The 14,319-nt window shown below is 54.9% G+C and carries 7 protein-coding genes; all 7 read right to left on the bottom strand.

Annotated features, from left to right (window positions below):
- Positions 1–2: 2 nt before the first annotated feature.
- Complete coding sequence (locus ACFOEV_RS01035) at positions 3–1,298, bottom strand: type II and III secretion system protein family protein (protein ID WP_386770709.1); 1,296 nt, start codon at positions 1,296–1,298, stop codon at positions 3–5.
- Positions 1,299–1,405: 107 nt separating this feature from the next.
- Positions 1,406–3,583 (bottom strand): type III secretion system export apparatus subunit SctV, encoded by a 2,178-nt coding sequence (gene sctV, locus ACFOEV_RS01030; protein ID WP_386770707.1) that lies wholly within the window; start codon positions 3,581–3,583, stop codon positions 1,406–1,408.
- Complete coding sequence (locus ACFOEV_RS01025) at positions 3,580–3,915, bottom strand: tetratricopeptide repeat protein (RefSeq protein WP_386770705.1); 336 nt, start codon at positions 3,913–3,915, stop codon at positions 3,580–3,582. The genes sctV and ACFOEV_RS01025 overlap by 4 nt, the downstream gene beginning before the upstream one ends.
- Positions 3,912–4,313: a hypothetical protein gene (locus ACFOEV_RS01020; RefSeq protein WP_386770703.1), complete on the bottom strand. Its 402-nt coding sequence runs from the start codon at positions 4,311–4,313 to the stop codon at positions 3,912–3,914. The genes ACFOEV_RS01025 and ACFOEV_RS01020 overlap by 4 nt, the downstream gene beginning before the upstream one ends.
- 19 nt (positions 4,314–4,332) lie before the next feature.
- Positions 4,333–5,529: a SctD/MshK family protein gene (locus tag ACFOEV_RS01015; RefSeq protein WP_386770701.1), complete on the bottom strand. Its 1,197-nt coding sequence runs from the start codon at positions 5,527–5,529 to the stop codon at positions 4,333–4,335.
- A 164-nt stretch (positions 5,530–5,693) separates the two neighbouring features.
- Positions 5,694–5,888 carry a hypothetical protein gene (locus ACFOEV_RS01010; protein WP_386770699.1) on the bottom strand — a complete coding sequence of 65 codons (195 nt, stop codon included), beginning with the start codon at positions 5,886–5,888 and terminating at the stop codon, positions 5,694–5,696.
- Positions 5,889–6,274: 386 nt separating this feature from the next.
- The gene (locus ACFOEV_RS01005) at positions 6,275–14,236 is read right to left on the bottom strand and encodes an SAM-dependent methyltransferase (RefSeq protein ID WP_386770697.1); all 7,962 of its coding nucleotides are present in this window, start codon (positions 14,234–14,236) and stop codon (positions 6,275–6,277) included.
- Positions 14,237–14,319: the final 83 nt, after the last annotated feature.

Raw genomic sequence — 14,319 nt, 5'->3', positions numbered from 1 at the left:
ACTCATTGCAGATGGAAACCGAATGGATCATCCCGTACCAACGTGGGAGAGGGCCGGTTGTCGATTCGCAGCCCGCCGTTACTGACATGCCCCTGATCCAGTGGCGTTCTCGGTACTGGTGATGGCGTCGGTTCGACGATGTACGGGGTGATCAGGATGACCAGCTCGGTTTCGTTGCGCTGGAAGCGGCGCGATCGAAACAGGTTGCCCAGGACCGGAAGATCACCCAATACGGGGACACGCTCGATGTTGTTGGAAGCGTTGCGCTGGAACAGGCCGGCAATGGCGAAGGTTTGCCCGCTACCCACTTCGACCAGGGTGTCGGCACGACGCACCTGCAATCCAGGGACGCTGGTGCCCGCGATCTCGACACCACTGGTGGTCAAGCTGCTCACCTCCGGACGCACCTCGAGCGAGATGCGGTCGTTGGGTAAGAGGACCGGCGTGAACAGTAACGAGACACCGAACTGCTTGTACTCGATGCCGACCAGATCGTTGCTGACCGGGACCGGGATGGGAATCTCGCCACCTGCCAGGAAACTGGCAGTTTCCCCGGTCACGGCGGTGATATTGGGTTCGGCCAGAATCTGCAGCAGATCGTTTTCCTGCAAGGCCTGGAGCAAGCCGTCGACGCTATCGACGCCACCGCCGATGGTGCCGAACGCGTTGTTGGCGATCGAGCCGGGGAAGACGCCGAGCGAGAACGAGCCGTTGTTGATCAGGGCGCTCCAACTGACCCCGTATTGCAGCAGTTCCTCTCTTGCCACCTCGGCAAAACGCACGCGAATATTGATCTGGGTAGCCCCCTCATAGGTGGCGTTGTTTACGGCCGGACGATCGTCTGGCGTGTGGCTTTCGAGCGTGGATTGGGCGGCAATGGCATCCTCGACATCCCGGCTCTCACCTTCCGCCACTAGTTGATTACCTACCATGCGCAAGCGAATGGGGCTATTGGGATCGAGTTCCTGTAGTGCCTGGTCGGCTCCTTGGTCGCCGTCACGCACCTGCAGACGTATCGATGCTTGCGTCCGCTCGTCGTTACTGAGTGCGATCAGATTGGTATCGCCGTGGCTCTTGCCGAATAGATAGAGCACACCGGGGGAGACGACCTGCACATCGGCAACCTCGGGATTGGCGACGAACACCGATGCCGTTCCCTGATCGAAGCGCAAGATACGCCCTTGGCCCGTTTCCAGGGTAAGTATGCGTTCACCGCTGGTATCGGCCTGCATTTGGGCGTGGCTGGGTATTGCCAACAGGATCAGCGGAAGGGCCAGCAGGTGTGTCATCCAGCGCATAAGTGGGCTTCTCGCTATCGAATAGCGACAGATGGCTGTAGATATCGTCAAGGTTGCTGCCGTCACAGGGTCTGCTCCATGCAGAGAGATGAATTGTTATTGACTCGTCATTCCTTGGGGGTGCTGGCCGGTTGATTGGTGCCGTGCTGGGAGATCGGTTTAGGCAATCTCACCTGGGCCAGTGACTGCAGGCTGAACTCCGATGCCACTTCCTGCCAGGCCATGACCGGCAGATCCAGGTTGTGGCGCTTTGACCATTGCTGAAGTACGGGACGTACGTCACTGGAGGTGACGACCACGGGTGATATGTCCTCATCCAGTTCATCCAGCCGCTGCTGAAACCAGGTATTCAGAGGGCGTGACAACTGCACCGGGAGACTACTACTTTTTGGCGTCCCTCCCTCGTTGTCGCGCAGTGTGGCGCGAATCGCTTCCTCGAGTTGGCGGGTGACCACCCATGCCGGGAGTACCCGATCGGCGCGGGCATAACGATGACATATCTGACGTGCAAGGGCGGCCCGCACGCGCTCGGTCAAACGGGGCACGCTCTGCTCCTGTGGGCCCCAGGTCACCATCGCTTCGAGAACGGTTCGCAGGGCACGTAGTGGCACGCCTTCGTCCACCAAGCGGCGCAAAATGTCCGCCATCTTCTGCAACGACACCACTCGAACCGCTTCGCCGACCAATTCCGAATAGTCCTGTTCCATGCGCGACAGTAGAGTACGGGTTTCCTGGATGCCGATGAATTCGCCTGCATAGCGATTCAGGATCTGCTCCAGACATTGGCATAGCACTTGATCGACAGTGCGATAGCCAATGCCAGCTTCATCGAGGTACTCGATATCCTGCGGCGCGATCCAGTTGCCGGGGCGTCGTCCCACCAGCGGTGGGTGGCTGATGTACTCGACCTCAAGCAGTTCCAAGTGCATGGGATCATCGTTGAGCAGCACTCGATCGGCAGGAATCTCACCTTTCATCACGGGGACTTCGTCGAGTTGGATACCGAAGTGATGATCTTCCATGCTGGCATCGACATTCAGGCCGATGCTGGGTATGTCCACGCCGATATCGCTTCCGGTACGGCGCCGTGTTTCATCGAGGCCGTTGCGTAGCATATCGAGCGCCAGCGCATCGGCCAGTGAGGTACCCAGCGATAGCACGACACGATGGTACTCTGCCTGTGGCGTGATGTCCGAAGCTTCTGGATCTTGCGTTTTCTCTGCCGAGGGTTTCTGTGGAGCATCAGCAGAAGTGGCAGGTGCCGACTGGAAGTCGGTGGATGTTTCTCCCTTGTTCTGGCGCCGGTCGCGACGACGTATCATCCAAGCCGCGAAACCGAGCCCTGCGGCAAGCGTCAGGAATACCGTGGTGGCGAACCCGGGGACGAAAGCGGCGAAGCACAGGATGACAGCGGTCAGTCCCAACGCCCGGGAATTGCTGCCTAGTTGGGCAACGATCTCGCTGCCGAGATCGCCGGCCTGGTCGGAGTTCACCCGTGTCACCACGGTACCGGCCCCGACGGCAATGAGCAGAGCTGGAATCTGCGCGATGAGTCCGTCACCGACGGTCAGCAAAGAGTAGGTGTTCACGGCTTCGCCGAACGACATGCCGCGTTTGAGCATGCCAATCAACAAGCCACCGATCAGATTGACGCAAAGGATGACCAGGCCGGCAATGGCGTCACCCTTGACGAACTTCATGGCCCCGTCCATGGAGCCGTAAAGCTGACTTTCGCGTTCCAGACGCTTGCGGCGGGAGCGTGCTTCCTGCTGGTCGATATCGCCGTTGCGCAGATCGTTGTCGATACTCATCTGCTTGCCCGGCATGGCGTCCAGGATGAAGCGAGCTGCCACCTCGGCAACACGCTCAGCCCCTTTGGTGATGACCAGGAACTGGGCCACGGTGATGATCAGGAATACCACCAGACCGATCACCACCTCGCCGGCAATCACGAAATTGCCAAAGGCCGAAACCATCTGGCCCGCATAGCCTTCAAGCAGGATTAGGCGTGTAGTGGTAATCGATAGTGCCAGGCGAAACAGCGTGGCCAGCAGAATGATCGCTGGTAATGAGGAGTAATCGACCGGGTGAGCGATGTAGAACGCCACTATCAGGATCAGCAGGCTGAAGCCGATATTGATGCCAATCAGCGCATCCACCACCGTGGTGGGAAGCGGAATGACCATCATGATGACCGCCAGCACGACGAAGATGGCGATCACCACGTCGCTGCGCTGCGCTGCGCGTAGGGCGATGCCATTGAGCTTGGCTAGTAAACTGCTCATCCTTCGCTCCGGCGCTGCACATAGTCACGGAAATAGTGTCGAGCATCGCCGTGATGACCGGCGACCCAAAGCGCCCGGCTCCGTAACAGTGAAAATGTCGGCGAAGGACCTTGTAGTTGCTCGAGGTGCCCGACTGTTTCGAGCGCACGCTGGGTATCGCCGGTCACGATGAAGGCCTGAGTCAGTGTATGCAGGATGCCTGGGTGAGTCGGCGTGATGTGTGCGGCGAGAAGCAGCAGCACGAGGCCACGCTTGTGGCTACCACTCTTGATATAGAGGTGGCCCAGCATGTGCAGAAAATCAGCGGCATTACGGTCCATGTCGTCGTTCACGTATCGCTCTCCTTGGCTTCCTCTGCGTAGCGCGCTTCCCATGTCAGGCGTTGGTCGATTTCTTCTGTGAGTAACTGAGAGGCCAGGTCGGTGACATCACTTGCGGCATCCAGCCGCGGCAATAGGTTGTCGACCACGTGTTGCAGCAGCTCGATACTCCGCTCATTACTGTAGAGTGACGGATCACTGGCATCGGGTAACCCCAAGCGCTCGACGTGTTTGAGCAACGAGCCGGAGCGTCCTTGACGTGCCTGTGAACTCTCCACCGCCCGCGTGAAGTCAGCCTGTCGATCGGGGTCGACAGGCTTGCTGGTGCCGGTTTCATCGGTACGCGTTACCGCTTCCGAGGAATCGCGGAGGCGGTAATCGTCGTTGGCGCGGTCGGAAGTGACTTTCATCAATAAGCGTCCGCGTCGACTACAGCGTCAGGGAAAATCGGTCATCACCGCGGCGCAGCGTGACACGATTGTCTTTAATGTCGGAGAGTACCCAGCCCTCCGGTAACGATGCCCCAGGATAGAGACGTTCTCCCCGAGCATCGATGACATAAGGGTTTTCGCCGAACCACACGGCCTGGAATTGAAATTCCGGCTTTTCGGGCGTGAGGCCCGGTCTGGCGTTACTGATCAGCACTTGGCTGCTGCCGTAGCGCTGATCGAACCAGCGCTGCACGCTTTGCCAGTCATTGTATCGATTGGGAGCAAACTCACCGGAGACGACAAGGTGGTTGCCTGCATCCTCGACGTGCAGATTATCGAGACCCGCTTGGGCCAACTGCTGCTTCAAGGCCTCGGCTGGCGTGTCGTCCGACATGGTAAGCATCAGTGCCGCTTCCGCGGCTTCTGGATGCAAGAGGGCCGTGGAATGTAACGCACTGGCGGAGATACTGGCGCCTGCCTTGTTAGCTCCAACGAATTGATACGCGCCGATGAGAACCACCGTAGTGCATAACACCGTCACAGCGGCGCTTCGCTTCATACGTATTCGGGTATCTTCGCTATGTCGTCGACACAGGCGCCTGAAGCGCTCACGCCAAGCCTCCGAAATCGGGATCTTGGCTATCTGCTTGTGGATGAATAGAGAAACGGGTGCCAAACGCTCCGAGCAAAACCCCAGCGCAGGGGCCAGGTGTCGCCGGCAACGCTGGAAGGCAGGAGACACCGACTTGCGGACGGATTGCAAAAGGGCAGGCGCCGATTGGCGGGCAGACTGAACAATGGGAGTGACGGACTCCTGGATAAGCTGGATGACTGGGGGCAGCGAAAGCACGGGTTGAGAGAGTTGCAGCCGCACATTGCCAATGGTGATTGTTACTGGCAAGTTGGTCCGCCAGCCGGTGCCTTGCTTCAGGTACTTACCACCGACCTCAACGTCGCCACCCACGGCCTCGATGGCGACCATACGCGCATGAAAGCGCAAGGTGACATGCTCAGCAGTGATGTCGTCATCGCTGAGCATCACGTCCGACTGAGGGGAAGAGCCGATACGGCAGACAGGCTGCTCAAGCGGAACGACCACACCACGATGAAACCCGCTCATTACCTCCAGTGTGGAAAACACTTCCGTCACTGGCAAAACGAACGAGCTTAAAGATGACATGAATGCGGAGGCCATAAAGACACCTGTCATGAAAAACTGAACCGCCCACCACCGTTCTTTCTGGCGGGCGGCCAGGAAAAGGGACAGCGACTATCGCCCGCATGCACTAATTCTCAGTGCATAGAATTCATGGTGGGTAGGCGAAACCGCCACGCCCACCCGAGAGCGCAACAAATCCTTTACTGTCCCCGCGATGACTTCGCGGCATCGATTCCCACCATTCCTTGTGATTTTGCTAGGCTGTTTTCCCAATAGTCCTGAGCCACTTTTTCCAGCTCTTGCTTTATCGTGTCGCTATCGTAGGATTTGCCGCCTTCGGTCCCCTCGGGGCCACCATCATTTTGCTTTCTGACCGGCATCCTGAACAGTCCCATGATACTTCTCCTTCAATTGCTGAGGATTGAGGTTACAGAATGGCTTTTCATTCTTCAGAAAAGAATTCTGACCCCCTGATTGCATTGCTATCCAGAAAAGCTTTTTTTGTTGGACAGTTTCATATTAGAAGAAAGATATGGCAGCGCAATTTCAAAAAAGTAACAAAATGAATTTAAATGAATGATAATGTTAACATCATGATTTTTATGGAAATATCTCCAATTTCTTACCCTTCACGGCAAGAAAATGAATGCCTGTCATCTTTCTTTCTCAATACTGATTAGATAACATTATAAATAGCTAAATGCTGAGTTATAAGTTATGTCTTTTATATAACACGTGCTGATTATTGGCGGTTGCTACGAGCCATGAATCTCCCATCCGTTCATGCCGTCACTCGTTCATCGTGTAACGGTGATGTTTGAGCGGTGTCTGGCAGATAGACCCGATCGCCGGCTTTGAGGGAGGTCAGGTCGCCAATATGGCCCATGTTCAGCATCGCCACATCCACAACATCATATCCATGCGCCACTGCGATACTGCCCAGTGACTGGCCAGGGAGCACTTCAACCCACAGGTACCCTTGGGATTCGAGAGCAGGGTCGGTGCGCCTATCCTGGACCACCACACCCTCGTTCGATGAATTGACGTGTAGGTTGAGGCCGTCTGGGGCCAATGCAGCACGCTGCGGCTCAAGCCCTCCCGAGCGAGATTCTGGCTGATCGGGAAGCAACGAAGGCGACGGAGTTGACTCCGGTGTCGGAGACGGAGAAGCCTCGGGTACGTTCGTTGCTGTCGGCGAAGGGCTCGGCCTTACCGACGGCAGTGGAGATTGGATACTGTCAGGTTCCGACTCCTCGTCCTCCGTCTCATCCGATCCGGAATTGGACTGATCTCTGAAGTCGCTGATCAAGGACATTGCGGACCACAAGGAAAAGCTCAACAGACCACCGCCAATGAATAACGCGAAGTCACGATCTGCCGTCGAGGGAAAGCGCCACCATGGCGGCTCAACTACATTAACAAAGTCAGACCTCGTCATTTCTTTGACACCAGAACCAGAATTCAAGAACACAAACTTATCTGGCATTATCTTACTAATGTGGCGGGCAACAAGACTTGCCATATATGTATTTCTGTACAGCACCAGCGACCCGAGTGAAAACAGTACTCCGCCAACTAATCCAGAAGTCGCCGCAGCCCCAGCCAGCCATCCTCCAGTTCCTGAAAGGACAAGTCCGTCTACGACCAAGGGGGTAGCACTACCCCAAAAATAAAGCTGAAGCCCTAAATCATCTGGCTTCATTTTATATTCTCGCCCTGTCAGCCCACGCCATATATCTTGTATCTTCTTTCCCGTAAAAGTCTTTCCGGTCACAGCTTCCAAGAAAGTGATTGAAGAATACAAAGCGTATGCCATCTCAATCATTACGTTAGCTACGGGACTCTGACCCTCCAATATTTTTTGACCGGTACCAGTAAAATGCACAACAGTGGTAGCAATTTCCAACAGCCGTAGGTTTCGACCAAGGTTAGTATCTGGCGCAGTCTGCGCTGGAAATCTCGATCTTATGATGAAACTGGCACCCCGCAAGCCATAGGCCATGGTATTTGCTACCTGGGATATCGCTTGCGGGATTATCGGAATTAACTCCGGTAGCATGAGAGCGCTACCGCTAGCACTTGCAATCGCAATCGCGAGTGCCGTTTTCGTCATCTCCTTGGAGTTTCGAGATACATCGGGTGCAGGGTGAGACTTCCTGTGAACTTGTATTTCTATTATTTTCGACTGCTTAGGGAGGAGTGACTCGGCCTGCGGATCCAAAAAGCCTAGATCTCGAAACCGACCACTATCGATTCGGAATTTCGCCGTAGATGCTGCCCCATCTGGATTCTCAGTAATTTCAGTTGTTCTCTTTGTCCTAAAGAAAAGTAAGTCCCAAGACGACTGCCGCCGCAGTTCGTCGAACCCCCTGCGATCCACGCCGTGGAGTTGGAAGATAGGGCCTTCAGCCCCCACCGAGAGTTTAGTAATCGTGCCTTTTCGGTCTGCTTCTTTCAGAGCCTTCCGTGTCGCGTGCTGCTGGAGCAATGAAGTGTCGATCTGATCGAGCTGGGGTTTCCGGAGAGCATTCCACTGCAACTCCGTAAATGCTGCCAGCTGATCAGATCGTAGTTGCCTGAACTGCTGGGTTGCGGCCTGAGCCAGTTCTGAGGGAGAAATACTGTTCAGTTGAGTCCCCGATAGACTGGAAAGCTGTTCAATACTTGGAGTCGTATCCTCTGTCGCTGAGGGAGCCGCAGGCTTGTGAGGTTCTTGCGTCGGTTGTGGCGCGGATGGCGAGGCGTCGTTTGCTGTTGCCGGTTGATTTTCCGGTTGTGATTTTTGGCTTGTCGTCAAAGGTGATGTGGCCCACAACCCATTACCGCTGTGCTCGGCATAGGGAAGGCCTTCATCTCCCCGCAGCCGGTGTCTCAGATTAGTCTGATTCAGGTCTGTGACGATGACATAAACATCACCGTTAGCATTGACGTCACGTGCTAACTCGTTGCCGTTCTGGTCACGAAAATGGACGATTTGACGATCACTCTCTGCCTGCGCCACCGACAACGAGACCCGTTCTCCTCTCCCGCTGGAAGGCCAGCGGAGGTGTCCATCTGCATCCACACGCCCACTGCGTGGCACCGTGCCGCGATTCAGGGTAAAGGTAGTGCCATCCCGTGCGGGATCAACAGAACGTATGACATGAACATAATGCCCTGGTGGTAGCGCACCATTGCTCGAGACCCGATTCAGAGTCTCTAGGTCGTCGAGCCGATACAGGCATGCGAAGCCTTCCGGTGGCGTCGTTTCGAGGCGAAATCCATGCGGAATGACGTCTGAATTACCGAAATGTGCCGTACCGGTTAGACTCAAAGGTGAGTCAATGGTGAGATCGGGAAGCGATGGCTGCCGCTCCGGTCTGCGGAAGGCCTCTGGAATGGGTGAGGGTCGTTCGGAAAAAGAAGAGCCTTCAGGGTGGTAGCTGGCTGAGAGCGATTGGGGGGGATCCTGTCTCTGTTGATGGCTGTTGTCTTGCGCAGTGTTGCGCTTTTCTTGAACCAGAGCAAAGAAGCCAGCATAGTCATCACCCAGCAAACGCTGACCATCGGCACGCAGCCGATCATCGGATTCCGTCGACAATTCTTCTCTGAGTCCGTGTTGCTCTAGGAAAGCATGTTGTGAGTCGAGCACTCCCGCACCTAAAGAAGTTGCGGGCTCCAAACCAACCTGCGAACCAATTTGCGAAAGGAGAAGGTTATCAACGTGCGAGGTAATATCGATTTCGCCGGGGAATTCATAGGCTGTTTCGATCGGCCCCGTATTCCTGTAGTACACATAAGGCTTTTGCTTGGTAGCTGCAGGCTGCCCGTAATCTATGGTCAGGACGTAACCTTCCTCTAACGCGTCACCAAGCCTTCGCATCCAGTTGATGGACCTTGCATTGACCGTTAGTTGTTCGTCATAGCGCAATGACGAAGGAGGAAATAGTCCGCCCAACTCAGGAAGAGCCGCAGCGAGAGCAGAGCTCGGATTTCTTACCTCTTCAACGAAGTGGCCCCGCTCGTCGACCGTAACATATATCTCTTTGAATTTTCCCGCCCGAGCGAGGACACGATGTACTGGAAAAGCGTCGGGAAGTTCATTGGATAGAAATACACCTCGTATATTCCGCAGCGGTAGAGCATCTGCGCTCGCGTGGAGCCAACGGACCCCTTGTTGCTCTGTTAACGCCTCTTGCTGCCGCTTAATTAGCGCCTGACTGCGTTCCACGATTATATAATGGAGGGATTCGTAAAGATCAGGATGGTCGGTCTGCAATTTCTCGAGGATATCATGGGCCATCGTTCCATTACCCGCCCCCATCTCGACGACATCAAAGCGCAGTGGTCGCCCCATCGCTTCATACATATCGACTAGCGATCGGGCAATAGTACGTCCAAAATATTTACTTCTTTCCGGCGCAGTAATGAAATCGTTTTCAGCAACATCACCGATTTTAACAACCCCAGAATTGTAATAACCGCCTTCACCATCAAATCCATAAAGGGAATATTCCATGAATTCGGCAAAGGGAATGCCACCTGTCAACCGCACATATTCAGTCAGCTTGTTGCGGAACTGTGGCTCGCCGCGTGATTCTATTTCAGAACCTTTCGGTTCATTCTTCTTTGGCCCGAACGGAAATTCAATGGCACCTCTGTCATCGCGCCACCCTTCGCCAGGAAGAAGCTGGCGGACCGCACGCTTTAGAAAACCTTGAGACATAGGGGGCGCGATAGGGGTGTCGTTCAGCCCGTCGTGTCGAGAAGCGTAAGAGCCGTCAGCCACTTGAGTGGTTCCCTCGGTTCCCCCCTCGCCAGGCCAGGATGACTGCAAACCTCTAATACTCATGCCGGCACCGAAAACCCCAATGGCAAGGTTCGTTGTCGCCTCCGTAAACTCGCGATCCGACATTTGATGGTGATTACGGTTCAAATAGGCGGCAGAGTAGAAAATCTGGGGGACATCGATGGTCAGAGAGGCAACATCAAGCCCATGTGCGCTCTCAAACCATCTGCCGCCCTTTTTAAAACTCTCTGCGGCGTTCCAGTACACAGGGTTACGGCTGTAGAAATTGACTGCACCGATACTGGTACGCGCCGCCACGGTCATGTCCACGCCGTGACCGGCCATACCGGCGAAACGGAAGGAACTCGCTGCCATGGGCAAGGCAGCGGAAGCGATCGATCCGTAGTTCAACAGCGATTCCGTATCGTACCAGTCGCCGCCGTGCCCAACATGGTGCCATTGGTTGTAAGCAGAACGGGCACCGATATAGATTCCTCCAGCCACCGCCAGTGGTAACGCAACCGGCGCGGCGCCGGGAATAAAGGAGGCCCCCGTTGCCGCCATGGTCGTGTAGTTGACCGCGTTGTCGAGCGTCATATCAGGGGCCCGCACATCCACCACCTCGAGTGGGATGTTTTCATCCCGGCCCGGTGTCATCTCGAGGTTGGTTGGCGCCACCAACCTGCCATTTGCGTTGAACTGCCGGTTGTGCTTGCTGAAGTCCTCTAGATCTCTGAAGTCCCTGCCGGTGGCATCGACATAGTGCACGTCGCCATCATCACTCTTGACCGCCACTAGGGCGATCGTCGCCTCATTCCCATCTAGGCCTACATAGGAGAGCGGTACGGCCTTGACCTCGGGATTGTTGCCTCCATGATCGCGGATCTGTTCCAGCACCTTGTCGAGATTCCCGATCCGTCCTCCTGACACCCCCAGGGCTTGCCTCGTCCAGCCTCCCAGCTCTCCTTCTCCTCGCCGTTCATATTCGGCGTTGAAAGTGGGATCGGCGAAAAACTCTTCGAAGCGGGATTGATAGAAATCATCCAGGGTACGCTGCTGGTAGTCTCCGCCTAGCGAGTCATACATCGCACGCTGGCTATACTCCTCCTCCGATTCCCCCGGTAGCCTTGCGCGCCACACAGCTTGCTGGGCATCCCTCTGAGCAGACTGCTCAGCGACGGTGAGACGATCCTTAGTCTCCTGTAGTTCGAGATAGACACCTGCAAGTTCTGAGCGCTCAACCCATCGCCACTCGGGATGGCTAAATGGGTTGTTATTATCATCGACCAACACCCTGGCCGGGAGATCGAATTTTTCCAGTGCCTCCACTCCGATCTGCGCATAGCGTTCGGCAACTGGTCTAGGAACCTGAATCTTGCCACCGATTTCGACAAGTTCGTGCTCGGGTGGTGCACCTTCCGGCGACTCGACGCTGGGTGGCCCAACCGCTCTTTCCTGCTCTTCCAGATCTCCTTCCAATTCGCTGAGATTGCTTCGCAGTGTGTTTATCCGAGTTGCACTATGTTCCACGCCGACACGGCCCGCAGCCCTGCTAGTCGCACCCAAGCGGCCTATCGCCTCATGCCACTGCCGAATAAGATCGGCATTGCGGTTGTTCTCCCACCAGGCGTCCAGTGCATCGTCAGCGGGTGCAACATTCACCGTCTTGGTCGTATTTTCATAGTGAATATCGATCCAAACACCACCATCCGCTGAACTTCGCGCATCGTTGAACGAATATCCTTTATACTCTCCCGAGTGCTGGCCAAATATTCCATCGTATCTATAGACAGTGCCATTCTCATCGACATATTCTTCTATATATTCATCCGCAATCTGCTCGCGTATTTCTGCAGCCTCCAATCTGGCGATGTCAACATCATGCTGAGACTCGGCTCTTGCCAATTGTTCTTCAGTATTTTTCTTTCTTCTTTTAGCCTGATCCAAATACTTATCCACTTCCTTGGCATCGATTCCTTCATATGCACTTGGGTTGTTCTCAACCTCCTCTAAAAGCCTCTCTAGGTGTAAAATATCAAAGTCAGACAGGCGATCATCCCCTTTAGCACGATGCACCTCAAAATTGGAAAACATCACAGCGACCTGTGCAAGTTCAGCACTATTATCACCAGCGATTTCTCCGGGGGAGAGACCTCTACGACCCTCCTCTAGTGCAGAGTTGGCCTCGTCAAGCAGACGCTCAGCCTCCTGAAGTTCCTCTTTCGCTTCACGGGCAAGCTCGAGTCCCCTCTCTGCCTCCTCAAGTCGCTCACTGGCCTCCTCTGGGCTAAGTTGTGAATCCGGTTGGCTCCACTCCATCCCATGGCGATTCAATATTTCGTTGATCCTGGCCATACTGCTACGCATGGCCTCTTCGGAATCAGGGTCAACTGCGTAAAACTCCAAGGTAGCCCTGCGCACTAGGGAAGCATAGGCAGCCTCCTGCCATGCAGCATAGGCGATATCACGCGCACGGAGCGCTTCTTGTGCTTCATCCGAGTTCTCGCCATACTCCTCAACGGCATCCTCCATCTCTCTTTCACGGGCGTTATAATCTTCCCTTAGCTCATCAGCTCGACTATCTTCATCACCTCCAAACAACCAGGAGTCCCTATTAAGCCACGCATCTATGAAGACTTGAAAAATCTCCCCATCTTCTCCATCCAAATCAGTTTCCTGTATTGCCTCAAGCATGGCTTCATCTATATCATCATTGACATCTCCACTGACCTCTCCATCTTCTATTGCTACCTCATCCCCGCTCTCATCATCACGCAGCGTAATATTCCCATCATCATCGGTAATCACGGTACGATCATTCCGTGATACCTCCCGTGTCGTTTCTCCGTTATCCGTGATCGTCCTTGTCGTCACCCCCTCCTCATCAACAATGATTTCAATATCTAGCCCGCCATCTACCAGCGGCCCCTCCGGACGGGTTGAGTATCTCTTCACCACCCTACCTTGTGAATCAATAAAGTAGGAATGATGGCCATTGCCGCCATTCTCATGCCCACGAGGATCATAGTGAGATACCGTACTCTTCCGATCATCATAGAAAGCGATTATTTCCTTATCATCTCCATACGAGTATATCTCCCGATACCGACCATCGTAATTACCCTCTTGGTCATACTGCTCCCAGTCAGCGACTTTGAACCCTGCTGCCAACAACTGGGCTGTCAACTGTTCCTCGGTAATCCCTAGTTCATCGGCTATCGCCCCGAGCTCCTTACCTTCAGAAAAGCTCTCCGCAATCTCATCGACACTCTCCCGAGTCGTTTCCTGACTGGTATCCAACTCCGTGCGATGCCCCTCCTCATCGATGACGACTGTAGGATGATCATTCTCACCCCCAGTCGTCTCGATAGTGACGACCTCTCCTTCGTCATCACTGGGCCGCACAGTTTCCGTGATCGTTTCATCGGTTTCCGGACGAGTGATTTCAGTGATGCGTACCCCATCCTCTTCCGTCACCGAGACGTCATAACCTCCAGCTTCGAGCTCAGCGATTGCCTCGTCCCTATCGGACAGCTCATTCTCTTCGGCAACCAGATCGAGGCTCTTGCCTCCGGACACGTCTGCGGCCAACTCATCGGCATCTGGAGTATCGGCTTCGGAAACATTGTCGATTGGTTCGAACTCCGGATACGGCTCTTCGGTATCGACTGCTGGAGTGAAATAGTAGTTATCCGGCGTGCGGCTTGGGTCATCCCCTTGATTCAGAGCCGAGCTATGCATCCCTTCCAGATATTCGGGCGAGTAGACGCCGAATCCCTGGCCACCAGTGAGGGGGTTTCCCACCTGGGCTTGGTAAAGGGGAGACGTTCCATGGCCCCACTGTGTTGGAGAGTGGTGCGTGACGGGCTGAGGGGAGGGGGCTTTCTGTGCCTTGGCGATGGCTTTGGCGAACGCCATTCCACTGCTGCTAGAAGTTTTCGAATAGGAATGTAAGACACCTTGCAGCTTTGCCACGACGGCCTCCTTGCCTAGAACAGAGTACTGGCGAGATCCATTTCTCGCGCTTCAAGTACCTCAACGCTGGTGATTAATGAGAC

It is taken from the genome of Litchfieldella rifensis, assembly GCF_042646605.1.
GTDB lineage: Bacteria > Pseudomonadota > Gammaproteobacteria > Pseudomonadales > Halomonadaceae > Litchfieldella > Litchfieldella rifensis.
This window is presented reverse-complemented; position numbering and strand designations above follow the sequence as displayed.